The sequence below is a fragment of the Massilia sp. CCM 8734 genome (genome assembly GCF_011682155.1).
In the GTDB taxonomy this organism is placed as follows: Bacteria; Pseudomonadota; Gammaproteobacteria; order Burkholderiales; family Burkholderiaceae_D; genus Telluria_A; species Telluria_A rubra.
Window position 1 is genome coordinate 177292 of sequence record NZ_WHJI01000009.1, and the last position, 24137, is coordinate 201428.

At 63.9% G+C, this 24137-nt stretch carries 22 protein-coding genes; 7 read left to right on the forward strand and 15 right to left on the reverse strand.

Features of this window, described 5'->3' with window-relative positions; all coding sequences use genetic code 11:
- Positions 1-10 precede the first annotated feature (10 nt).
- From F2P46_RS11085 to F2P46_RS11145, 13 genes are all read right to left on the reverse strand, one after another.
- Positions 11-601, reverse strand: coding sequence for a sugar transferase (locus F2P46_RS11085; RefSeq protein ID WP_166888872.1), 591 nt, complete (start codon positions 599-601; stop codon positions 11-13).
- Positions 598-1794: a DegT/DnrJ/EryC1/StrS family aminotransferase gene (locus F2P46_RS11090; protein ID WP_166888875.1), complete on the reverse strand. Its 1197-nt coding sequence runs from the start codon at positions 1792-1794 to the stop codon at positions 598-600. The genes F2P46_RS11085 and F2P46_RS11090 overlap by 4 nt, the downstream gene beginning before the upstream one ends.
- A gap of 151 nt (positions 1795-1945) precedes the next feature.
- Positions 1946-3175 carry a glycosyltransferase family 4 protein gene (locus tag F2P46_RS11095; RefSeq protein ID WP_166888878.1) on the reverse strand — a complete coding sequence of 410 codons (1230 nt, stop codon included), beginning with the start codon at positions 3173-3175 and terminating at the stop codon, positions 1946-1948.
- 28 nt (positions 3176-3203) lie between these two features.
- Entirely contained in the window at positions 3204-3977 is a 774-nt protein-coding gene (locus tag F2P46_RS11100; RefSeq protein WP_229509225.1) for a hypothetical protein, read from the reverse strand.
- The gene (locus F2P46_RS11105) at positions 3974-4678 is read right to left on the reverse strand and encodes a hypothetical protein (protein WP_166888882.1); all 705 of its coding nucleotides are present in this window, start codon (positions 4676-4678) and stop codon (positions 3974-3976) included. The genes F2P46_RS11100 and F2P46_RS11105 overlap by 4 nt, the downstream gene beginning before the upstream one ends.
- 257 nt (positions 4679-4935) lie before the next feature.
- Positions 4936-6072 (reverse strand): glycosyltransferase family 4 protein, encoded by a 1137-nt coding sequence (locus tag F2P46_RS11110; RefSeq protein ID WP_166888885.1) that lies wholly within the window; start codon positions 6070-6072, stop codon positions 4936-4938.
- The gene (locus tag F2P46_RS11115) at positions 5978-7243 is read right to left on the reverse strand and encodes a hypothetical protein (RefSeq protein ID WP_166888887.1); all 1266 of its coding nucleotides are present in this window, start codon (positions 7241-7243) and stop codon (positions 5978-5980) included. The genes F2P46_RS11110 and F2P46_RS11115 overlap by 95 nt, the downstream gene beginning before the upstream one ends.
- Positions 7240-8490 carry an oligosaccharide flippase family protein gene (locus F2P46_RS11120; protein WP_166888889.1) on the reverse strand — a complete coding sequence of 417 codons (1251 nt, stop codon included), beginning with the start codon at positions 8488-8490 and terminating at the stop codon, positions 7240-7242. Before F2P46_RS11120 ends, F2P46_RS11115 begins: the two co-directional genes overlap by 4 nt.
- 13 nt (positions 8491-8503) lie before the next feature.
- Positions 8504-9619, reverse strand: a complete 1116-nt coding sequence (locus F2P46_RS11125) for a DegT/DnrJ/EryC1/StrS family aminotransferase (protein ID WP_166888892.1) — start codon at positions 9617-9619, stop codon at positions 8504-8506.
- Positions 9620-9644: 25 nt separating this feature from the next.
- Positions 9645-10235 carry an acyltransferase gene (locus tag F2P46_RS11130; RefSeq protein WP_166888894.1) on the reverse strand — a complete coding sequence of 197 codons (591 nt, stop codon included), beginning with the start codon at positions 10233-10235 and terminating at the stop codon, positions 9645-9647.
- A gap of 2 nt (positions 10236-10237) precedes the next feature.
- Complete coding sequence (locus F2P46_RS11135) at positions 10238-11299, reverse strand: Gfo/Idh/MocA family protein (RefSeq protein ID WP_166888897.1); 1062 nt, start codon at positions 11297-11299, stop codon at positions 10238-10240.
- Positions 11300-11478: 179 nt separating this feature from the next.
- Entirely contained in the window at positions 11479-12807 is a 1329-nt protein-coding gene (locus F2P46_RS11140) for a nucleotide sugar dehydrogenase (protein ID WP_166888900.1), read from the reverse strand.
- Between the two features lie 76 nt (positions 12808-12883).
- Positions 12884-14812 carry a nucleoside-diphosphate sugar epimerase/dehydratase gene (locus F2P46_RS11145; protein WP_166888903.1) on the reverse strand — a complete coding sequence of 643 codons (1929 nt, stop codon included), beginning with the start codon at positions 14810-14812 and terminating at the stop codon, positions 12884-12886.
- Positions 14813-15358: 546 nt separating this feature from the next.
- Between F2P46_RS11145 and dnaK the strand changes: the two genes are divergently transcribed.
- The gene (dnaK, locus tag F2P46_RS11150) at positions 15359-17287 is read left to right on the forward strand and encodes a molecular chaperone DnaK (RefSeq protein ID WP_166888905.1); all 1929 of its coding nucleotides are present in this window, start codon (positions 15359-15361) and stop codon (positions 17285-17287) included.
- Between the two features lie 112 nt (positions 17288-17399).
- Positions 17400-18050, forward strand: a complete 651-nt coding sequence (locus F2P46_RS11155) for a glycoside hydrolase family 19 protein (protein WP_166888908.1) — start codon at positions 17400-17402, stop codon at positions 18048-18050.
- Between the two features lie 312 nt (positions 18051-18362).
- Here the strand turns inward: F2P46_RS11155 and F2P46_RS11160 are convergent, their stop codons facing one another.
- A complete protein-coding gene (locus F2P46_RS11160; RefSeq protein WP_166888911.1) occupies positions 18363-19448 on the reverse strand; it encodes an N-acetylmuramoyl-L-alanine amidase-like domain-containing protein in 1086 nt (361 codons plus the stop codon).
- A 453-nt stretch (positions 19449-19901) separates the two neighbouring features.
- Between F2P46_RS11160 and F2P46_RS11165 the strand changes: the two genes are divergently transcribed.
- The 4 genes from F2P46_RS11165 to F2P46_RS11180 all read left to right on the forward strand — a co-directional run bounded on the left by F2P46_RS11165 (position 19902) and on the right by F2P46_RS11180 (position 22284).
- On the forward strand, positions 19902-20060 hold the full coding sequence (locus tag F2P46_RS11165) for a hypothetical protein (RefSeq protein ID WP_166888914.1): 159 nt from the start codon (positions 19902-19904) through the stop codon (positions 20058-20060).
- A gap of 95 nt (positions 20061-20155) precedes the next feature.
- Positions 20156-20332: a hypothetical protein gene (locus tag F2P46_RS11170; RefSeq protein WP_164557843.1), complete on the forward strand. Its 177-nt coding sequence runs from the start codon at positions 20156-20158 to the stop codon at positions 20330-20332.
- Positions 20333-20475: 143 nt separating this feature from the next.
- The gene (locus F2P46_RS11175; RefSeq protein WP_166888917.1) at positions 20476-21234 is read left to right on the forward strand and encodes a hypothetical protein; all 759 of its coding nucleotides are present in this window, start codon (positions 20476-20478) and stop codon (positions 21232-21234) included.
- A 210-nt stretch (positions 21235-21444) separates the two neighbouring features.
- Entirely contained in the window at positions 21445-22284 is an 840-nt protein-coding gene (locus tag F2P46_RS11180) for a hypothetical protein (RefSeq protein WP_166888920.1), read from the forward strand.
- 106 nt (positions 22285-22390) lie between these two features.
- Here the strand turns inward: F2P46_RS11180 and F2P46_RS11185 are convergent, their stop codons facing one another.
- The gene (locus F2P46_RS11185) at positions 22391-23284 is read right to left on the reverse strand and encodes a LysR family transcriptional regulator ArgP (RefSeq protein ID WP_166888923.1); all 894 of its coding nucleotides are present in this window, start codon (positions 23282-23284) and stop codon (positions 22391-22393) included.
- A 112-nt stretch (positions 23285-23396) separates the two neighbouring features.
- Here F2P46_RS11185 and F2P46_RS11190 point away from each other — a divergent pair, with 112 nt between their 5' ends.
- A complete protein-coding gene (locus F2P46_RS11190; RefSeq protein ID WP_166888926.1) occupies positions 23397-24011 on the forward strand; it encodes a LysE/ArgO family amino acid transporter in 615 nt (204 codons plus the stop codon).
- The last annotated feature ends 126 nt before the right edge of the window (positions 24012-24137 follow it).

The window sequence follows — 24137 nt, forward strand, 5'->3', positions numbered from 1 at the left end:
GGCCGGCACCTCAGCGTGCCAGCGCCGCAAGCGTGCTGAAAATGATGCGCAGGTCGGTCCAGAAGCTGCGCTCGCGCACATAACGCACGTTGTAGGCCAGCTTGGCGGGCAAAATGGTGTGCAGGTAGGCCCGCTCGGGGTCGGCGCTGCGTCCGAGGATGGCGTTCTCGTCCTTGTAGCAGATCGAGGCCCAGTCTGTGATGCCGGGCGCGACCGACAGCACGATGGCGCGCACCTCGGGTGGATAGCAGGCAACGTAGCGCGGCACTTCCGGGCGCGGACCGACCAGGCTCATGCTGCCCAGGACCACGTTGATCAGCTGCGGCAATTCATCAAGCTTGTAGTGCCGCAGGAATTTGCCGACCGGCGTGATGCGCGCGTCGGCACCGACGGTGAGCTGGGGGCCGTCGCCCTTGTCCACGCGCATGGTGCGGAACTTGATGATCTCGAACGGCGCGCCGTGACGTCCGACGCGCTGTTGACGGAACCAAGCCGGCCCTGGCGAGTCCAATCGAATGCAGACGGCGATGACGGCCAACAGCGGGGCCAGCACCAGCAGCCCGGCCAGCGCCGCCACGAGGTCGAACAGGCGCTTGATCATGTCAGCAACTCGCGCAGCTTATCGATGATGCGTTGCTGGTCGGCGTCGCTCATGCGGGTGTACAGGGGCAAGGACAGCATGCAGGCGAAGCTGGCTTCGGCCACCGGGAACTGTTCCGGACTGAGGCGGCAACTGTCGCGCCAGAACGGGTGGCGGTGCAGGGGAATGAAGTGCACGCTGGTGCCGATGCCGCGCTCGGACAGGCGCGCGATCAGTTCGTCGCGGTCCAGCCTGGCGTTCGCTTGCAGCCGTATGACATACAGGTGCCAGGCATGGCTGCTGCCGGGCGCGGGGGCGGGCGGCAAGCGCAGCGGCAAGCCTTGCAGGCCGTTGCCGTAAGCCTGCGCCAGTTGTTCGCGGCGCAGCAGGAAGCGGTCGATCTTGCGCAACTGCTCGATGCCCATGGCGGACGCGAGATCGGTCAGGTTGTACTTGAAGCCGGCCGCGACCACGTCGTAGAACCAGGCCGGGGTGCGCGAGGTGTAGCGCTCGAAGGCGTCCTGGCTGATGCCATGGATGCGCATCAGGCGCACGCGCCGCGCCACGGCGGCGTCGCGCGTGACGACCATGCCGCCTTCGCCGGTGGTCATGGTTTTGTTGGCGTAGAAGCTGAACACGGTGGCGTCGCTCGCCAGCGTGCCGACCAGGCGGCCTTTGTACACGGTCGGGAAGGCGTGCGCGGCGTCTTCGACCACCTTCAGGCGGTAGGCGGCGGCCAGGGCCAGCACGCCGTCCATGTCGCAGGCCAGGCCGGCGTAGTGGACGGGAATGATGGCGCGGGTGCGCGGCCCGATGGCCGCTTCGACGGCTGCCAGGGAAAGATTGAGGGTGTCCGGGTCGGCGTCGACCAGGACCGGGTGCGCGCCGAGGTAACGCACCACCTCGGCGGTGGCGGTGAAGGTCAGGGTCGGCACGATGACCTCGTCGCCCGGGCCGATGCCGAGCGCTTCGAGCGCCAGGTGCAGGCCGGCGGTGGCCGAGTTGACCGAGATGGCGTCCACGTTGCCGCCGAGGTAGGCGGCGAAGTCGTGTTCGAACTGGCGCGTGCGCGGGCCGGTGGTGACCCAGCCCGAGCGCAGGCAGTCGACCACGGCGGCGATTTCTTCATCGCCGATGTCGGGCAGGGCGAAGGGCAGGAAGGGAGGTGAATCGAGCGCGGCCGCATCCGCTGAGGGTGTCAGGTCTTCAGGCATGATCAAGGCTCCATGGGTTTGGTGGTCCGGCGCGGCTGCGCCGCACGCGGAGGTGTTGTTCGGTCGGCATCGCCGCGCCGCATGCCAATGCCTTGTGCGCTTGCGCTCCTTGCGCCAATGCATGGCCGCTGCCGGGAATGAACGGGGCTCATCATGTGCACGCCTGCAAGAAACGGCGGGCCAGCACCGGATAGCTCAGCTTGGCCATGGCGTAGGCGCGTCCGCGTTCGCCGGCGGCGTCGCGCTCCTGCTGGTCGAGCGTGAACAGGGCCAGCAGCCCGTGCGCCACCGCGACCGGGTCTTGCGGCGCCACGGTCAGGCCGCAGCCGGCCTCGGCGACCGGGTCGTTGCCGGCCTCGACCGAATGCAAGATGGGGCGGCCGGCCATCATGTAGTCGATCAGTTTGTTGGGGGCGATGCCGTAGCGATACAGGCGCTGGCGCTGCCAGCCGATGTAGGCCACGTCGAAATACGCCAGCAGGGCCGGCACCTGTTGCTTGGGCACCGGGTCGAGAAAATGCACATTGTGCAGGCCGCGCTCCATGGCCAGCCGGACCAGGCGCGCCTTGTCCGGCCCGCCGCCGGCCAGCACGAAGGCGATGCGCTGGTCGGCTACGAGGCGCGCGGCGTCGAGCAGGGTGTCGAGCGCGTTGGCCAGGCCATGGGTGCCGGCGTAGCCGACGATAAACTTGCCATCGCTGCGCAGCGCGGCCAGGCGCGCGCCGGCGATGCCGTCCAGCGCGGGCGGCGTGGCCAGCCATTCGGCCGGATCGGCGCCGTTGGGCACGATGTGCAGCTTATGCGGCGCCATGCCATGCGCTTCGAGGTGGTCGCGCACCTTGGGCAGGATCGAGACGATGGCGCAGGCGTTGCGGCAGGCGTAGTTTTCAGCGGCCTGCAGCAGCATGATGAACGGATGCCGGCGCGAATAGCCGCCCAGTTCGATCGGCGAGAGCGGCCACAGGTCGTGCAGTTCGAACAGCAGGCGCGCGCCGGCGCAGCGGGCGATGCGGTGCGCCGGCCAGATATCGAGCGGATAGGTGCTCGAGGCGATGACGACGTCGGGTGCGAACTCGGCGGCGAGGCGGCGCGCGTGCAGGTGCAGGCGCGTCACGAAGGCGAGCATATTGGCCACGCGCGCGCCGCCGTTGCCGCGGTAGGCCGGCGTGGCGACCCAGCGGTAGCCGACGCCGTCGATGGTTTCGTCGAGCTGGTCGCAGCCGTACAGTTGCGGCGCCTGGGCCCGGATGTGCGACTGCGACGAGGCGATGATGCGCACCGTGTGGCCGAGGCGCACCCATTCGCGCGCCAGGTAGAAGGGGCGGTATTCCATGCCATGCTTGAGCGAGCCGGCGTAGTGATTGATGAGGAGAATGTTCATGGTCCAGGCTCCCGCAGGCGTGGTGCGCTCACCATGTCAGCCCCTCGACCAGGCGGCGCAGGTTGCAGCGCGTGTTTTCGCGCCAGTTGGTTTCCCACTGCACCGGATGGGTCAGCAGGCAGATGGTGCGGTAGCGCCCCAGCGCCGCGTGCGGGCTGATCGGGTGGTACAGCAGCGGCGGCGGGCGGTCGCTGATATACAGCTCGAACTGTTCGAGCAGGGCGCTGTCATACGTTTCACAGGCGATGCCGCAACGGGCGCGCAGGGCGCTGTCGGCCAGCAGTTCCTTGTTGATCAGCTTGAGCTTGCGGTTGGCAAAGTCGCCGTGGCTGGCCACCGTGCTGATCTTGCTGCCGAGGCCATCTTCGATGCGGCGCAGGTTGGCCGCGAATTCCTCGCCGATGGCGGGGAAGTGGCGCCGCACTTCCCCGCCATCATGAATGTGGTGGCGCTTGGCGAAACTGGCGATTTCCTCGAAGTGGTAGCTCGCTTCGCTGCCGTAGTCTTCGATGTCGCGCATCAGACCGAAGTCGAGCGTGGAAAGGCGGAAGTAGAAGCTCGAGCGCACCCCGCGCCGCACCTCGCGCGCGAACATCCTGGCGGTGGTGCGCAGGTCGCTGTCGATGTCGTGCCGGTGCACGATGGTGGGCGCACGTCCGGCCGGCGGGGGCGGGCGCAGGAATTCGCGCACCGACACCTGCGCGTAGCCGCGTTCGGTGGCCTCGCGCAGCAGGGCCTCGTACTCGGGCAGGCGCGAGGGCATCAGGTAATCGCTGTAGAGGCGTCGGAACAGATAATTCATCGGAGGTGGTACAGCGCGCGATAGGGGGTGAAGCCGAGCATGGTCTTGAACTGGCGCAGCCCGGGCAAGGCGCCGAAGTAGGTGTCGTACATCAGGTAGTGCGCCAGGCCCTGGTCGATCAGGCCGGCCGTGATGTCGCCGACGAGCAAGTGCATGATGCCGTCGTTGTTGCGGTAGCCGATCAAGCGCTCGAAGGCGTGAAAGTTGCCGTAATGGCCGACGTTGGCGTAGGCGACCAGCCGGTTGTCGGGGCTCAGCACGCCGTAGTAGCGGAAGTTGAGCAGCTTGTCGAAGCAGGGCTGCTTTTCCAGGTAGGTCTGGTCCATGGGGCGGCCCTGGCGCGCCTCGACCGAGGTATTGATGTCGAAAATGGCGTCCACATAGTCGTTGCGCTCGATTTCGGCGAGCCGGTAGCCGCGCGTGCGCGCACGCTTGATGTGCTGCGCGCCCCAGTTGCGCCCTTTGATGCTGTCGAAGTAGTCGTGGCGGTTGTTAAACCGTCGCAGGTCGATCAGGGCGGCGCCCCAGCTTTTGTGCTGGATGATTTTGTAGCGCGGGTGGCGCTTGGTGTAATAGCGGTAGGTCGAACGCACATTGACGGGCGCGATGGCCTCGTCGAAAAACAAATGGGCGACGGGAAGTCGTAGCAAGTGCCTGACGGTGGCAAGGTGGTCCGACAAAGTGGAAAGTAGGGTAGTCATTGCGGTTCATCGCGGCGTTAACCGCCTTTTCTTGTTGGTCGGGAGTTGGCTTTCCAGACTGGTTAATCGACTGAATGTGGCGTGCATGGGTGCTTGCACGGTCCGGGCCGGCAAGCGCCCGGGCTTTTCTTACTGTAGCCAGACGGCGTGCTGGCGTATTTGAAGTGGCGTAAATCGAACCGGCCTAAGCGCGCTTGTTTGTGATCGCTCAGCGCATCGGCGTTTATTCATTTCAGCGAAGATACGAATGCACAGGTTTATGTGCCGGCGCGCCGCATATCGCCAATTGACGCGTGTAACTGGCGATACAGTCCGATGAGTTTTTCCGCCTCGGTCGGCCAGTTATAGTTCTCGATCACGGCGCGCCGTCCATTGCGCCCCATGCGTTGGGCAATCTGCGGATTGCGCACGAAATAGTCGATGGCGGCGGCAATGGCGGCCGGATCGCGCGGATCGACGCACACGCCGCATTGATGGTCTTGAATAATCCCGCGCCACAGGGCAATATCGGAGGCGATCACGGGAATGCCGGCCGCCATGTATTCGAACATCTTGACCGGGAGGGCGTCGAGATAATTGGGTTCGGGATGCAAGGTCACCAGGCCGGCCAGGGCTTGCGCCATGACGGCGCGCACGCCGTCGCGGTCGAGGTAGCCGGGACGGTTCAGGCGTTGCCAGCCGGGCAGCGCGCTCAGGGCGTTTTCCAGCTTCACCTCCGGGAAGCGTCCTGCCACGGTGATGCGCGCCGGCGACTGCAGCAACTGCGCCGCCGCGACCAGCTCGCCGATGCCGCGCATGGCCGACAGGCTGCCGACATAACACACTTCCTGCCGCTTCTCGCTCCAGGGCGCCTCCGCATCGAATTCGCCCGGCACCGGATAGTTGTTGACGTCGATCGTGTTTGGATTGATCCGCATAAATTTGTCGCGGATAAAGGGCGTCGCGGCAACGATGGCGTCGAACTGGCGGCAGGCGTGGCGCTCGTAGGCGGCGCTGGCGCGTGACAACACGCCGCGCAGGCCTGGCGTCAGGTACGGTTTACCCAACAATTGCAGCGGCAAGTCTTCGTGGGCGTCGAAAATGACGGTTTTGCCGAGGCGCTTGAGGGCCAGCCCGGCGGGCATCAATTCCGGATCGTGCAGGTGGTAAATGTCGGCGTCGACCTGGCGCGCGCGCAGCAAGACGCGCCGGGTGCTGCCCAGCATGCGCGCCAGCCGGCCCGTGATGTGGCCGACATCGGTGATGTGGACGCCGCTGTCGCGCTCGTCCCCCAAGCCGTCGGCCACGACCAGCGTGACCTCATATCCTTGCCGTACCAGCGCCCGGCATTGCTTGATAAAGATGCGGGTGTCGCGACGCGGGTGGGCCGATGTCAGATGTGCGATGGTGAGCATGTGTCATTCCGTACCGGTAGGAAGAAAAAGCCGCCATGGTGGCGCCGATGAGCATGTCGGTAAAATAGTGCGAGGTAATCAGCAGCAGCAGGGTGATGCAGCACAGCGAAAACGCCAGGATGAATGCCCCCGAGCGATCGCGCGAGAAGTAGCCTTTGAAAAACAGGGGAATCGCCGGCACGATCAGGATGCCGAGCACGAACAGGAATCCGAAGATGCCGGTATCGACCCAGGCCGAGAGCACATTGTGCGAATACAGGCCGGGCGAATAGCTGGCGTAATCGCCAAAAATGGGAAACTGCGCGATCGAATTGAGCGCGTAGGTGCTCAGGTGATGGCGCGCGTTGGCCGAGCTTGAATGGGACAGGTCGAGCAACTCGAGAATCCGGTTGGAAGGCAGCATCGATAACAGTTGCTCCAGGTTGGAATAGACCATCAGGAACAGGAACAGGAACCCGGCCGCCATCAGCACTTTCTGGCGGGTGTAATACAGCTCGATGATGGGAATCATGAACAGCATCGCGGCAAATTCGCTGCGCGCGGTATTGATGAACAGGGTGGACGCGGCCACGCAATAGAGCAGCATGCGCAGCGACCGCGCGCGGGTGCAGGTAATGGCGAGCGCGAAGGTGAACAGGTAAGAGCGCGAAAACCCCTGGTACGAGGCCAGGCTTTCGGGAGTTTTGGCATTGCCCAGCGGCGCCAGGTAAAACGCGCCATCGATCGCATATGCGAACACGATGGCCGACATGGCAAACAGGCTGCCCAGCGCCATCAGGCGAAAGCGCCGCTCGTCGGGGGCGCTCATGCGGAACACAAAGAACACATTCAGCATGAAAATGATCCCCAGCAGGTGATTGGTGACAACGGTCATCTTTGCGCCAGCGATGGCGTTGACGCCGACGATCAGCGCAAAGTAGGCCAGGTACAGGAAAAATGCCAGGTCGCTCTTGCCCAGGTAATCGCGGTCTTGCCGGACTTTGCTGGTGTAGCAGAAAAACAGCAGTGGCAGTAGCAGCAGCGATACCGGTGCAAAATAGCCGCCCAGCACAGCCGGGATTTTTCCCAGTCCCAGCGCCGTGTGATAGAAAAAGAACCCGGGAAACAAGGCAAAAAAACCGAGCATCCCGATCCATTGCTCGCGTCTCGCGGACGGTGCGATCGGGTTCATGCGGCCACCATGCGGTTTTGCGCGCACTGGTACGACATGTGCAGGTAGACGAGGTAGAGCAGGGAATAGCCGATCGCATACCACAGCACGCTTTGCCGCAAGGTGCCGGGCGCAAGGAACACCGACAAGGTCATCGCGAACAGCGCTACCTGCCACACCAGGTCGGTCTTCTGCCTGCCGGCGACAAAGAACACGTAGCTGAGCGGGCTGGCGATGAAATTGAGGAAATACAGGGGCGCCAGGATTTGCGCCAGCTCGCCGGCGGCGCGCCAGTTCTCGCCGAAGGCAAAGGCGAACAGTGGCGGCGAAAACAGCAGCAACACCAGCGAGGGGCCGATGCCGAGCAGGGCCAGCGCCTTGAAGGTGTAGCGATAGGCGTCGCGGCAATTGCCTTGGGTCTGGAAATCGTGCACCGACTGGCGCTTGAACACTTCCAGCACCGACGCGGCCAGCAGGGCGATCGGTGCGCCCAGCACCCGCTGGGTCAGTGCGAACAGGCCGGCGGCCAGGGCGCCGTGGCGCGCGCCGATCATCAGGAGCGGCAACTGGCCGACGATGACATTGAGCAGGTTCGAGGGCAGCGAGAAGCGCCAGAATTTGTCGTGGCGGCGCAGGTAGGCACGCTGGGCGCTGTCCGGCAGCCAGCCGGGCCATGCCTGCGGCGGCGCCAGCAGCAGCATGGCGGCCAACAGCCCGACCGCCAGCCCCACCAGCTGGCCGGCGACCAGGGCGGCCCCGCCGATCCCCAGCGCCAGCAGTCCCACTTGCGCGGCGGCGATGCTGGCGGCGCTCCACACCCGTGCGCGCGCCGCCTTGCCGAAGGCATTGTGCGAGGTGGCGTAGGCCAGCGTCGTTTGCATATAGGCGGTCATCCAGGTGGCGACGCCGATTGTCAGCAGCGCCGGCCACGACAGTTGCGCGGCGAACGGCACCCCGCACAGGCGCGCCAGCACCGCGCCCGCGGTCGTCAAGAGGGCGGTGATGCTGGCGCTGTAGGCCACCACCGAAAAACAGGTGCGCTGCGCGGCGCGCTCGTGGTCGAGGATCATCGCCGCTTCCAGTCGCAAGGTGGCGCCGATGGCGGCCACCGCCACCACGCCCAGCCACACGCTGAACGCGCCCACATCGGCCGGCGTGCACAGGCGCGTGATGAGCGGCGCGGCCAGCAGCGGCAAGGCCTGCGCCCCGAGCGCGCCGCCGAGCACGGTGATCACGTTGCGCCAGTAGGCCGGTAGCCGTGCAGTCATGACGCCGCTCCCCTCAATCCTGGCGGCAGACGGCGGGTGCGCCGCCCACCGCGGCGAGCAGCGCCGCGCACACCCGGGCGATGCTGGCGTCGTCCAGATACGGTCCCATCGGCAGGCTGAGCACCTTGGCGGCCATGGCCGTCGCCACCGGCGTGCTGTGCGGGTCGCTCCAGCGCGCGTAGGCCGGCTGCAGGTGCATCGGCACCGGATAATGCACGGCGGTCGGAATGGCGGCCGCCTGCAAGGCGGCGCGCACCTGCTCGCGCTGCTCCACCACCACCGTGTACTGCGCGAACACACTGCTGCGGTCGCGCGGACGCGCCACCAGGCCGATTTTGCCGGACAGCAGGGCGTCGTAGCTGGCGGCGGCGCGCGCGCGCTCCTTCAGTTCCCAGTCGAAATAGTCGAGCTTGGCCAGCACGATGGCGCACTGCAAGGTGTCCATGCGGCCACCGACGCCGATGCGCGTGTGCACGTAGCGGCGCGACTGGCCGTGCACCCGGATTTCGCGCATGGCCGTGGCCAGCTGATCGTCGCTGGTGAAGATGGCGCCGCCGTCGCCATAGCAGCCGAGCGGCTTGCTGGGGAAGAAACTGGTGCAGCCGATGGCCGACAGGTTGCAGCTGTGCTTGCCGCCATAGGTGGCGCCGAAGCTCTGGGCGGCGTCTTCGATCACGGTCAGTTTATGGCGCCAGGCGATCGCGTTGATGGCTTCCATGTCGGCCGGCTGGCCGTACAGCGACACCGGCATGATCGCCCTGGTGCGCCCGGTAATCTTTTCTTCGATCAGGGCCGGGTTGATATTGCAGGTGGCCGGGTCGATATCGACAAACACGGGCGTCGCCCCCAGCAGCACGATGGCTTCGGCCGTGGCGATGAAGGAAAACGGCGTGGTGATGACTTCGTCGCCCGCTTCGATCCCGAGCGCCATCAGGGAAATGATCAGCGCTTCGGTGCCGGACGACACCGTGATGCAATGGCGTGCCCCGGTGAACGCGGCCAGGCGCGTTTCCAGTTCCTCCACTTCCGGTCCCATGATGTACTGGCCGTGGTCGAGCACGGCCTGGATGCGGGCGTTGATGTTTTCGCGGCCCATCTTGTATTGCGTTTTGAGGTCGATGAATTCCATGATTGGGGTTCCGATCGCTGACAGTTCAAAGAGGGGCGTCCAGCAGGCGGCAGACACCGCCGCGCACCTGGTAGCGTTCGCCCGTATGGGGGCAGGTGGCGTCGCCGTCCGCGCCCCGGGGCAGCGCCAGGCGCTCGCCATGGCGGCCGATCCAGCCGCTCTGGCGCGCCGGCACGCCCGCCATCAGCGCAAAGTCGGGCACGTCGCGCGTGACCACGGCCCCGGCCGCGATGAAGGCGTAGCGGCCGATGGTCACGCCGCACACGATGGTGGCGTTGGCGCCGATGCTCGCGCCTTGCCGCACCAGGGTGGGCCGGTAGGCATCCTTGCGCACGATGGCCGCGCGCGGGTTCCAGACATTGGTAAACACCATGCTCGGGCCGCAAAACACCTCGTCCTCGATGGTCACGGCGTCGTACACGGACACATTGTTCTGGATCTTGCAGCGAGCGCCGATCCGCACGTCATTGCCGATAAATACGTTTTGCCCCAGCGAACAGCCGGCGCCGATGCGCGCGCCGCCGCACACGTGGGCGAAATGCCAGACGCGCGTGCCCGCGCCCAGGATGGCGCCGGGGTCGACAATGGCGCTCGCTTCGATGATGACCTGGTCCATAGTCAATACTCCAAAGGCAAGGCCACGCGCTTGCCGTCGCGTGCGGATTTATAGGCCGCAATGAGCACCTCGAGCGACTTGAGTCCCTCGCGCCCGTCGGTTTCCGGCTCGGCTTCGCCGCGCAGCACCTTGATCACGTTGTCGTAATACAGCGGATGGCCGAAACCGTAGACCGAGGTGGTCTGGTAGCTGGCGTCGCCGATCCGTGCGTCGTCCTCGTCCGGCTCGGCAAACTCCCATTGCTGCACTTCATTGACCGCCACTCCGCCGATGCGCACCGTGCCGCGCTCGCCGAGGATGGTGATCGAGCCTTCCAGGTTGCGCGGATAGGTCAGCATGGTCACATTCATCGACCCCAGCGCGCCGTTGCGCCAGCGCAGGCTGATCACGCCGGTGTCTTCCACCTCGATATCGCGCGCCAGGGTGGCCGTGTAGGCTTGCAGGCTTTCGACCGGGCCGACGATCCAGTCGATCAGGTCGACGTAGTGGCTGGCCTGGTTCATGAAGGCGCCGCCGTCGTATTCCCAGGTGCCGCGCCACTTGGCGCTGTTGTAATAGTCGTCCGGGCGGGTCCAGAACACGTTCAGGTTGACCATGTAAATGCGCCCGAAGCGCTTTTTGTCGACCGCACTTTTGAGCAGCTGCAAAGTGGCATTGCGCCGGTTCTGCTTGACCACGAACATGCGCACGCCGGCCGTGTCGCACGCGGCCACCATGCGCTTGCCATCTTCCCAGCGCGTGGCCATGGGCTTTTCGGTGATCACATGGCGCCCCCCGCCGGCGATCTGGACCGCCTGCTCCGGATGCAGCCCGGACGGCGTGCAGATGATGACGGCGTCGGCGTCGCACTTGGCCAGCATGTCGGCCAGGGTGCGGTAGGGGCGGGCGCCGGTGCGGGCGGCGGCGGCGGCCAGCGCCACCGGATCGATATCGCATACGCCGGCCAGCTCGCAGCGCTCTTCGTGCTGGGCGATGGCGTTGAAATGGTTGTTGGCAATGCGCCCGCAGCCGACCAGCGCGAAGCGGATGCGGCGGTCGGTGACGGGGGGCGGAAAGGTACGCATGAGGTTCTCCAATCGCTGTGATTCAGGTACGGCCGGTCAGGTACGGCCGGTCAGGTACGGCCGGTCAGGCACGGCCGGTCAGGTACGGCCGGTCAGGTACGGCCGGTCAGGCACGGCCGGTCAGGCACGGCCGGTCCAGGCACGGCCAGTTAGGCATGGCCGGTCTAGGCACGGCCGGTCTAGGCCTTGACGACGTTCGGCAGCCGGTCCAGCCAGACGCCCCGGGTATCGACGATCAGGGCGGCGTGTTGGGCGATCAGGTCGTAGTCGAATGCGCTGTGGCTGGTGGCCAGCAGCAGCACGTCGTAGGACGCGATGGTCGCCGCCGTCAACGGCACGCTGGCCAGGTCGAAATGGTGTTCCCGCATCGGTGGAAACACCGGCACGTGCGGGTCCGAATAGTCGACCAGGGCGCCCTTGGCACGCAGGATTTCCATCAGCTCGACCGAAGGCGATTCGCGCATGTCCTCGATATTCTTTTTGTAGGCGATGCCGAGCACCAGCACGCGGCTGCCCTTGATCGAACGCGAACGCTCGTTGAGCGCGTCGGCCAGCTTGCCGATGACCCAGTGCGGCATGTCGCTGTTGATCTCGCCCGCCAGCTCGATAAAGCGCGTGTGCAGGCCGTACTGGCGCGCTTTCCAGGTCAGGTAGAACGGGTCGATCGGAATGCAGTGCCCGCCCAGCCCCGGCCCCGGATAGTAGGGCGTGAAGCCGAATGGCTTGGTGGCGGCGGCGCGGATCACTTCGTGGATATCGATATCCATCTTGTCGGCAATGATTTTCATTTCATTCACCAGGCCGATATTCACGGCGCGGTGGATGTTTTCAAGCAGCTTGGTCAGCTCGGCGGCACGGGTGGAACTGACCGGCACCACCTGGTCGATGGCCGGGCTGTACAGGGCGACGCCGGCGCGCAGGCAGGCCGCGGTGTCGCCGCCGCACACCTTGGGAATGGTGCGCGTTTCAAAGTCCGGGTTGCCGGGGTCTTCGCGCTCGGGCGAAAACACCAAAAAGATGTCTTCGCCGACGGTCAGCCCGCGCGAGGCCAGGCGCGGGCGCAGTTCCTCGTCGGTGGTGCCGGGATAGGTGGTGCTTTCGAGCGACACCACCTGGCCGGCGCGCAGGTAGGGCAACAGGGCATCGGCGGTGGCCAGCACGAACGACAAGTCCGGCTCGCGGTAGGCATTGAGCGGGGTCGGCACGCAGATGATCAGGGCGTCGGCTTCGGCTGCGCGGGCGAAATCGCCGGTCGCTTCGAACCCGGCCGCCAGCGCGGCCCCGATGGCGCTGCCGGATATATGCTCGATATAGCTGGCGCCGGCATTTAAACGCCTGACCTTGGCCGGATCGATATCGATGCCGAGCACGCGGAAACCGGCTTCCGAATAACGCAGGCTGAGCGGCAAACCCACGTAACCGAGGCCGATAATGCCGATCACGGCGGTGCGTTGTTCAAATCTGGCGATCAGCTGCGACAAATGGCTGTTTGAATGTTGGTCTCTCATGATTAATATCTCCGCACATAAATACGAATTAATTCGGGGTGAAACCGCGGCTTGAAGTATTTATTATTGCCGCTATTTATTCGATGCGGTGCGGCGAGAAATTGCGTAATAAGGCGGGCCGGGTTTTATCGGGCGGCGCCACCATCGGCGGTGGATTTTCCGGCGCGGCGCCATTCGGCTGCGGCATATATTCCGCCACGATCGCCTTGACCATCGATGCGATCATGGCGCGGTCATGCGTATTGCAGGCCAGCATCAGGCAAGTAATATAGGTGTCGAGCACGCCAGGATCGAGCGCGTGTTCTTTCATGCGCATGATGCGTGGATGGTCGCTGGGGAAAACCTTGCCGTCGGTAAGCAATTCCTCATAAAGCTTTTCCCCAGGAAATAATCCGACAAACTTGAGGCCGATATCGCCGGCCGGGTTCTGCGCCGTTTTCTCGGTCAGGCCCGACATCATGATCAAGGTGCGCGCCAGGTCGACGATGCGCATCGGCTCGCCCATATCGAGCACGAACACGTCGCCGCCCTTGGCCATGGCGCCGGCCTGGATGACCAGCTGGGCCGCCTCGGCGATGAGCATGAAATAGCGCGACACCTCCGGATGGGTGATGGTCAGCGGTCCGCCCTCGGCCAGCTGGCGCTGGAACAGGGGAATGACCGAGCCGGACGAGCCCAGCACATTGCCGAAACGCACCATGCAAAAGGTCGTGTCCGGCCCGTGGACGGCCGCCGCCGCCTGGAAGATCAGCTCGGCGATGCGCTTGCTCGCGCCCATGATATTGGTCGGGCGCACCGCCTTGTCGCTGGAAATGAGCACGCAGGTGCCCACCTTGAACTTGCCGGCCGCCGCCGCGATGACTTGCGAACCGAGCACATTGTTGCGCAGGCCTGCGGCGATGTTGCTCTCGACCAGGGGGACGTGCTTGTAGGCCGCCGCGTGGTAAATCGTATCGATCGGGTTTTCCTGGAAAATACGTTCCACCAGGCGCGCGCTGCATACTGAGCCCAGGTGCGCGCTGATGCGCAGCTCCGGATGGCGGCCGAGCAATTCCTGGCGGATGGTGTACAGCGCGAACTCGGAATGGTCGATCAGGTGCAGCTCGGCCGGCGCCAGGGTGGCGATCTGGCGGCACAGCTCGCTCCCGATGGAGCCGCCGGCGCCGGTCACCAGCACGCGCTTGCCGCGCACGCAGCGGTCGAACAGGTCGGCGCGCGGCGGCACCGGCTGGCGCCCCAGCAAGTCCTCGAATTTCAGGTCGCGCACCGTGTGCACGGGCGTGGCGCCATCGGCCAGGTCGAGCAGGCGGCACAGGATGCGGGTGTTGACGCCCACCATCGACAAGCGTTCCATGATGTCGCGCAAGCGCTGCGGCGACACCGACGGCAGCGCGATGATCACCGAGCGCACGCCCAGGCTGCGCACGGTCTCGGCCAGGTGCTCGGTGTGAAACACGCGCAAGCCGGCGATGCTGCGTTGGTGGAGGGCGCGCTTGTCGTCGAAAAAGCAAACGGGGCGATACTCATTGCTGGTGCGCATGGTCAGCGCCAGTTGCGCGCCGGGTTCGCCGGCGCCGTAGATGGCCACCGCGTGGTCCGGCTGCGGCGCGTCGTTCATCTGCCTGCGCAAGAAGTTGCGCACCGCCATGCGCGAGGTGACCACGTACGAAAACGCGATAAACCAGTAAATGATCAGCGTACTGCGCGGGAATTTGTCGTCGTTCATGCCCATCAGGATCAGATAGACCGACAGGGTCGCCAACGCCAGGGTGCAGCCGGTCACCGCCAGCATGCGCTGGTCGATAAAGCGGATCACCGCGCGGTACAGGTCCGACAGCGAGAACGCGCCCACCGTCAGCAGCGGCACCAGGACATAGGCCGCGAGCGGATATTGCATGGCCGATGCGGCATCCCCCACCCGCAGCAGCATCGCCGCCAGAAAACACAGCGGCAGGGCCAGCAGATCGACCACGACCATCAGCGCGATTTTGGCGGTGCGGTTCATGCTGACCAATTCGGTACAGAATTGGCCGAGCGGTTTGTGAATAAGCGTCTGCATGGCTGGAATGGGATTGAAATGAACCTGGGTTGATGTGGTGAATAGCATGGTATGCCGGCTCACCGTCACCATGTATTTACATTTATATATTCAATGTCGGGCGGCGGCTTAGAGCACTTATCCACGCGTAAGTTATTATCCCGCCGGCTTGATCGTATTGATTTGATAATCATCAACGGCTGACTTAGCTTAAATATTGCCGATTGTCTTTGATTGGGATTTAGAATGAATTGCAAATGGAAATATTATTCTGGCAGGCGCAGAGGGGGAATCGGGCGATTATCCGAACGGTTGTGGGAAAACGCGCAGAAAACGGCGGCGAAAAGCAATCGGATTCGACCGATGTACGGATCGTGAAAACCGTTAAGTTTGATATAGATCGACTCTGCCCATCGTGACGGGAGCGTTTTGGCGCGCGCGCGGTCTATTCCTGCATGACTGTGCCGCGCGCTTCGGGTGTGCGGGCTGGCAAACTATTTCATGGAGGAGGACATGAGCAAGATCATCGGTATCGATCTCGGCACCACCAACTCCTGCGTCGCCGTGATGGAAGGCGGCCAGGCCCGGGTGATCGAGAACGCGGAGGGCGCGCGCACCACGCCGTCGGTGGTGGCCTACCAGGACAATGGCGAGATCCTAGCGGGCGCGCCGGCCAAGCGCCAGGCGGTGACGAACCCGCAAAACACGCTGTTCGCCGTCAAGCGCCTGATCGGGCGCAAGTTCGACGAGGCGGAAGTGCAAAAAGACATCCACCTGATGCCTTTCAAGATCGTTCGCGCCGACAATGGCGACGCCTGGGTCGAGGTGCGCGGCAAGCGCCTGGCGCCCCAGCAAGTGTCGGCTGAAGTGCTGCGCAAGATGAAAAAGACGGCCGAGGATTATCTGGGCGGGCCGGTCAGCGACGCCGTCATCACGGTGCCCGCCTATTTTAATGACGCCCAGCGCCAGGCCACCAAAGATGCCGGCCGCATCGCCGGGCTGGAAGTGCGCCGCATCATCAACGAGCCGACCGCCGCCGCGCTGGCGTTCGGGCTCGACAAAGCCGCGCGGGGCGAGCGCAAGGTGGCCGTGTACGACCTGGGCGGCGGCACTTTCGATATTTCCATCATCGAAATCGCTGAGCTCGAAGGCGACCAGCAATTCGAGGTACTTTCCACCAATGGCGACACCTTTCTCGGCGGCGAAGACTTCGACCAGCGCGTGATCGACCACATCATCGGCGAGTTTAAGAAGCAGAGCGGGATCGACCTGGGGCGCGATCCGATCGCCTTGCAGCGCATCAAGAGCTCGGCCGAACGCGCCAAGATCGAGCTGTCCACGACCCAGCAGACCGAAATCAACGAGCCCTACATTGCCATGGCCAATGGCGCGCCCGCGCACCTCAACCTGCGCCTGTCGCGCGCCACGCTCGAGGCGCTGGTCGACGAGCTGATCGACCGCACCATCGCACCGTGCCAGCTGGCGCTCAAGGACGCCGGCCTCACCCGGGAGCAGATCGGCGACGTGATTTTGGTGGGCGGCATGACGCGCATGCCCAAGGTGCAGGAAAAGGTGCGCGCATTTTTCGGGCGCGATGCGCGCAAGGATGTCAATCCCGACGAAGCGGTGGCGGTCGGGGCGGCCATCCAGGGGGCGGTGCTGTCGGGCGAGCGCTCCGATGTGCTGTTGATGGACGTCACCCCGCTGTCGCTCGGCATCGAAACCCTGGGCGTGGTGATGACCAAAATGATCCCTCGCAACACCACCATTCCGACCAAGTTCAGCCAGGTGTTCTCCACCGCCGATGACAACCAGCCGGCCGTTGCCGTCAAGGTGTATCAGGGCGAGCGCGAGGTAGTTGCCGGCAACAAGTTGCTGGGTGAATTCAATCTGGTCGGCATCGCGCCGGCGCCGCGCGGCATGCCGCAGATCGAGGTCAGTTTCGATATCGATGCCAATGGCATTTTGCATGTCAGCGCGCTCGACAAGGCGACCGGCAAGGCCAACCAGGTGACGATCAAGGCCAATTCGGGCCTGAGCGAAGCGGAGATCCAGAAAATGGTGCAGGACGCGCTGGCCCACGCCGACGAAGACCGGCGCGCGCGCGAACTGGCCGATGCGCGCAACCGTGGCGATGCGCTGGTGCATGCCACGCGCAAGCAGCTCGACGACCATGGCGCCGGGCTCGACGCCGCCGTGCGCGAGCGCATCCAGGCCGCCATCGACAATCTCGACAATGCCTTGCGCACCGGCGGCAAGGAGGAAATCGAAACGCGCATCGCGGCCCTGTCCGGCGCCGCGCAGGCCATTGGCGAAAAGCTGTACCAGCAGCAAGCTGGAGGACCGGAGCAGGGCGGCGCCGCGCAGGCCGGTGCCGGGCAAGCGAAAGCGGGGCGTGACGACGTGGTCGATGCCGACTTCCGCGAGGTGCGCGACGGTTGAAATTCCATATGGCATGGGCTGGGGCCGGTAAAGCGGCATCGTTTGATGCGCTCGGTATGCGGCGCTGGCGGAGTCAATACGATGGGAGCTACCGCACAGCGAAGGAGCCGCCATGGCCGGGCCTGTCGTCATCACGCTCGGCCAGATCGACCAGCTTGCTCCGCGCGCGCTGCCGGTCTACCGCACGGCCTTCAGCGACGAGCAGCATTTTCTGGTTCAGTTCGGCATCGCCGCGTCCGCATTGCGCGTGAGCCATTTCATGGCGCAGGTCATGCACGAATCGGCGGCCCTGACGCGCACGGTTGAAAACCTGCGTTACAGCACGCAGCGGCTGGTCAAGGTCTGGCCGCAGCGTTTTCTTCCGCGCGGGCCGCTCGATCCCGCCAGCTACGCCGAGGATGAAGCCAGGCTTGCCAACGCAGTCTATGGCGGTCGTTTGGGAAACGATCGTCCCGGCGATGGCTACCTGTATCGCGGTCGCGGATTGTTGCAGCTGACTGGACAGGACAGCTATGCGCAGGCGACTGCAACGCTCCAGACCGCTTATCCATCGGCGCCGGACTTCGTCGCCGACCCGGAAGCGGTGCTGTCGGCACGGTGGTGTTTGGGCGCGGCGGCGGCGATCTGGCTTGCCAAGGATTGCAATCAGGCAGCCGATGACAATAACATCGTGCTGGTGACGACACGCATCAACGGCGGCACGATCGGCCTGGCCGAGCGCCGCCGCTGGCTGGCGCGCACGCGCGAGGTGTGGCGTGAGTAAAGTGTGGCGTGAGTAAAGTGTGGTGTGAATAAAGTGTGGTGTGAATAAAGTGTGGTGTGAGTAAAGTTTGGTGTGAGTAAAGTGCGGCGCGACTTGCCGTCCGTTGGCCTATCGCCGTCGCCCCCGCGCAGGCGGGGGTCCAAGTTAAGGTGCGGCGCGACTTGCTTCCGTTAGCGTATCGCCGTCGCCCCCGCGCAGGCGGGGGGCCAAGTTCGCCCTACGGCCAGCGACCGAACAAGAAACCGTGAACCCCGTCCGTGCGCAGTAACTGCGTCAATTGAGCGCCATTGGCGAGCGCCCTCCATGCAGTGATCAACGACTAACCGACCCCGCCGGCCCTTTCACAGCCGCCGTCGCCGTCGTCCTTGGCACCACCGCGACCGGCGCGCCCGGACGTGGCTGCGGCGCGGCCGGCGGCACCACAATATGGTCATTGAGCCGCAAGAACTTGAACCCCGCCAGCTTCATGCCATTCTTGCCGTTGCGTTCCTCGCGCGCCGCCGTGCGTGCAAAAAACGCGTCGAAGCTTTCCTCGCGCACTTGCGGCTCGGCCGAATTCAAAAAGTTACGCTGCCCGTTCGCATCGACCACGATCAGGCCGACGTGCGATGCCCACAGCTTGCCGCCGCGCGTGGAAATCACGTTGACCAGGTCGCCATCCTGCAATTGCCCGACAACGCTGGCAACCTTGTCCTTGGCCACATAGCTTTCCAGGCTCAGTTGCACCGGAATACTGCTGGCCGTGTTGTGACGCATCTTGAGGAACGCCGCGCGGTCGATCTTCATCTCGTACGCCGCGGCCTCGGCGCCGGCCAGCAAGGCGCTGACGTCCGACACCAGCCAGCCATTGTTGATATTCCAGTCCACTTCGGTGTAATGATTGCGCGTGGCCACGCCAATCACGCCATCCTTGTAGCGGATGCGCTGCAACATCCAGAAGAATTCTTCCCACGACTGGCTCAGCGCCATCGCGTACGTGTGCTCGGCGAACACCACGCAGTCGCTCGCCTGCAGGCTGAACATCGGCAGGTTGTCGTGCAGTTCGTAGGGATACTCGCCCAGCAGGTTCAATACATACGGCTGGCCGATATTCTTGCGTCCGATCGCGGCGATGCGCTTGCGCAGGTCCGGTTCGGCGCTATGCATATAGGCGATGTAACGCCCGACTTCGGCCGGCGTCATCTGGTAAATCTGCTTGCGCAGCAAGGTGGCCAGGTCGAATGGGGGCGCGACAGGAGCGAGCGGCGCCGCGCTCGGCGCGGGCGCGGGTGGCGCCACCGGTTCGGGCGCCACAGGTGGCGGCACGACGGCGGGCGCTGTCACGACAGGCGGGGCCGGCGGCGCGCTGGCGCAACCGGCCAGGATGGCACTGAGTAAAACGAGGTGAGCAAGACGCATCGGGAATCAATATTGAACGCTAAAGCGACAAGCTAACCGCTGTCACCGCGTTTGACAATGGAAATGTGTTGCGCGCGCACAAGGAAGTTGCAGCTTGCCGTTCCGGCATTGCATGGAGTGATAGATGAAATGGCATGCGTGCGCCGTGATGTCCGCGCCGGGCCGTCGCTGTAGGGGCAGGGCGTCCCATCGCGTAGGGCCCGCAGGTACAGGCTCGCTGGAATGGGGGGCGGACAATCCCGGGCGCGATGTTGGCGCAAGTGTGCGCCAACGAACGGTTGGGTTCCGGCTCAGCCTTTAAGATGCAGCTGTGTGAGTGAGGGGCCCAGCGGCGCAGTCCAACGGTGACGCCTCCTCAGCAGGTTAGCCGGTCGCCTCGAGGATCGGCACCAATTCTTGATGTCAGCGCATCGGTGCGCTGGCTTTGATAAAAAAACCGAAGCGGAGGTCATCATGCCTGCCATTACCCAGCCACCCAAGCACCTGGTACGCGAATATCTTCAGCGCCGCTCGCGTGATCCAAAGCCGCCACCATCGCCCGAAGAAATCCGGCGCGAACTCGGATGGGGCTTGCTGCTTCCAGGCTTGAAACTGGCGCCGATCCGCCGCTGACCGCTTCCTGTCCTACAAGATCCTTGCACTTTGTCCTATTTTTTCTGTAGCATCGTTCTACCATAATCCTAAAAACATCAACACAGGAGTATCAAATGACAAATCGAATCGGTAACAAAGACATCGCCCAGCATCGTGGCAAAGCCGAGAAAAAAGACATCAAGCGCACCAACATCGCGCGCGAAGCCATCAAGAAAGCGATTGCCGCGTCCAAATACCGCAACCAGGTCCGCAATCAGCCTGCGCCAGAGGCATTCCTGCCACCGGCCTGATGTCCGCCTGAGGGCACAACAAAAAACCCGCACCGGCAACGCTGCGGGTTTTTTGTTGTGCCCGACTCACCGGCATGCCGACTGTGCCGGCCTACTTCGATTATGATGCTATTGTAAATTTTGCATTTAACCGGAGTAAGTAGATGAGCATATCCCCTCGACTGCAAGCACTGTCCATGCCATTGGCGGCAGCATGGCTGTTACTTGCCTGCGGCGTGACGCAAGCAGCGGCCATGCCGAAAACCGACTATTGGGCTCCGGTATTGGCGAGCGTCGCCGGTACCTACGACAGCGAGTGCACCCAGATGTATCCAGATGCGCCCGGCGCTGCCGGCACCAGAGGCCCGGTTGTGGTGAGCGCGGACGGGAACGTCACCGGCGCCGGCTTGGCCCAGGCTTCCTTGGCTGACATGGGTGTCTTGTTGAGCCGGTTCCGCGAGCCGAATGGCGCAGTGTCGTTATCGGTCCTCGCGAACAAGGATGCCCGGACGGTGTCATTCATGGCGCCTGCGGAAGGAACCCGGATCGCCAGTTTTGGGGTGGAGCCAAACGCCACGCGATGCAAGATCGAGCGGCCCTTCGAGATCGCCAGGCAAAGCCTGTATGCGACCTATGCCGGCACGCTCGACGCGAAGATGAAGCTGACATGCCTGTTCAACACGAGCAAGAAAGAGACCGAGGTTGACTATCAGCTGGCCAACGGTATTCTGAAAGTGGCCGACCAGGTTGTCGACTTGAACAAGGCGACGCTCGAGCGCGTCAAGATTGAACCGAATAGGAATCTCAGCTACAACGCCCATCTGGCAGACGAGAGAAGGGCCGTCATTACAATGGATGCGCAAGGCCAATTGCTCAGATTCCGTTCGATCGGCAAGGACGTCAACGCGACATGCAAACCCTGAGCCTTGACCAGCCCCGGCGCGCATCCATGATGCCCGTCACAGCTGTTCGCCGACCGCTCATGCTGTAACGAGCATTCCCGCTTGAACCCGAGGCCGGCCCACCGCCGCCTCAGGCATTGACGCTTCAATTGTTTGCATGCGAGCAATATCAGATGGCATGGCGCGGCTATGCTGTTGATTGCAAATTCTTGCATTCAACGGAGTCAGCCCATGAATACATTCCCCCCGCGTTTTCTTTTGATGGTCGCTATTCTGTTTCTGAGCGCATGCACCGAGGAACGTGACGCGTCAGCGGCGGAAGAGGAAGCAACGGTCTTAGGGCAGGCTGATCGCCATGCCAGTGCGAAGCCCAGCTTGCCAAAAGTCGATTATTGGGCGCCGCTGCTAGCCGGAATCGCGGGTACCTACGACAGTCAATGCGCGGCCGAGAGTATCAACATGACTGGAATGACTGGAATGACTGGATCGGAGGCATCGTCACCAGGACCGATCGCCGTTACGGCGGATGGGGACGTGAGTTCCGCAGGCGTGTCGCTCAATCTGCGTAGGCAGATGAACCTGAGCCTTGAGCGAAAGCACGAGGCCGGCGGGCCGGTTGAGCTGCATCTGCTTGCCGCCTCCGAGACGATGATGTTTTCGCTGGAACCGAAGGTGGACGGCGGCGGCTGGGTCAGGCTCGGGATGATGCCGCAAATAAGGCAATGCAAAATCACCAGGCCACTGCCACTCAACCGCCAAAGCCTGTACGCTACCTTTGCCAAGCTGATCGATGCAAATATGCACGTGGAATGCGGCAGCGCTGGCGCGCTGACGAGGGTTGTAAGTCGCTACCAACTGGCCGATGGCATTCTTAAAGTGGCTGGGCGCGTTGTCGACCTGAACAAGCTAAGCCGTGAAACCGCCACGATATATGCGGGTAACGGCTTCATGTACAGCGCGAATATGCCCGATGAGCAGCCGCTCATCATCATGTTGGACCCGCAAGGCCAGCTGAGTCAACTCCACTTATGGAGCAAGGACGGCGGCTCAATCATGTGCTCCAGGCGTTAGCGACAAATGCCAGCGCCGCCATGCCCGAATGAAGACTCACGTGTGAGCGCAACACTCGCTTGATGTTCGAGTGCAAGAATACCCCCGACCGCGCCAGCCGGCGCCTTCACGCCGGCTGGCGTAACGCCGCCCGCGTCACCTCGATCAGGCGCGCACTGAGGCGCTCGAGCTTGGGCGACTGTACCCGCCACGCGTGCCAGTACAGCATCACATCGGTCGGCTTGTCGGGCGCCAGGTCGACCAGCGCGCCCTTGTCGATATCGTCCCTGAACTGCTGTTCCGGCACCATGCCGTAACCGAGCCCCAGCCGCACCGCCTGGGTGAAGGCGTCGCTCGACGGAATGAAATGGCAGGGATAACCGCCGGCCGGCAGCCCCAGTTCGCGCAGCAGGAACACCGCCTGCAAGGCGTCCTTGCGGTCGAACACCATCACGGGCGCGCGCCGCGCCGCCTCGCGCTGCAAGCCATCGGGAAACCAGCGCGCGACGAACGCCGGCGTGGCAAGCAGGCGGTAGCGCATTGCGCCCAGCCGCTCCACCGTGCATCCCCGCATCGGCTGCGCTTCGCTCGATACGCCCGCCAGCGCCGCTCCCTGCGACAGCAAGGTGTAGGTATGGTCCTGGTCGTCGAGCGCGATGTCGAGCAGGATCTGTTCTTCGATCAGGAAGGACGCCAGCCCCGGCAGCAGCCAGGTGGCTAGCGTATCGTTGTTGACAGCCAGGGCAATGGTCAAAGGATGCGCTTCGCTGTCTGCCGATTCCGCCAGAAACTCCGCTTCCAGCAGCCGGCTGCGGCGCAGGTATTGCACCAGGCGCTGGCCGGCTTGTGTGGCGCGGCAGGGTTTGCTGCGCACCAGCAGCGGCATGCCCAACTCGCTTTCCAGCGCGCTGACCCGTTGCGATACCGCCGAGGGCGTCAGGTGAAGCAGGGCGGCCGCCTGCTCGAAACTGCCGCTGTCCAGCACGGCAAGCAATGCTTCGCCCTTGCGTGTATCGAGCATCTGCGTATCCAACATTAGAAAAATTTAATTATACGTAAAGAAGTTAATCTGGCTTCACTTGCGCGCATCGATATTGCACACTCGCATCTCTTAGCGATCAACCGGAGTGTGCATGCCCTACCTTTCCACTTTTTTCAACGGCCTGGCCCTGTGCTTCGGGCTGATCGTCGCCATCGGCTCGCAAAATGCCCACGTGCTGCGGATGGGCCTCAAGCGCGAACACGTGGGCTTGACGGTGCTCGCCTGCATTCTCATCGATGCCGCCCTGATCGGGCTCGGCGTGGCCGGCGTGGGCGCCTTGGTGCAATCGTCGCCGCTGCTGCTGGGCGCGGCGCGCTGGGGCGGGGCGGCGTTTTTGCTGTGGTACGGCCTGCGCAGCTGGCGCGCCGTGTTCGCCAACGCCGCGCTCACGGTCGGGCCGGCCACTGTGCGCAGCAGTGCCCGCCAGGCACTGGCCAGCGTGGTTGCGCTGTCCCTGCTCAATCCGCACGTCTACCTCGACACCGTGGTGCTGCTCGGCGCCATCGGCGGCAACTTTGCGCCACCGGAACGCCCGGCTTTTGCACTCGGCGCCATGAGCGCCTCGGCGCTGTGGTTCTGCGCGCTCGGTTACGGCGCCACCCGGCTGTCCGGCCTGTTTGCCCGCCCCGTCGCATGGAAATGGATCGATGGCCTCACCGGCACCATGATGCTGGCGCTGTCGGCCTCGGTGGCGTTCGGCTCCTAGCTAGCCTGAATTTTGCATAAAAAAGGGCAAGAATGCCGTAAGTGATTGATAAAATGTGAGTTATCCATAAAACACAATTTCAACACGAACGCACCTTGCCCGGCATGAATTCTACCTCAGAGCAGC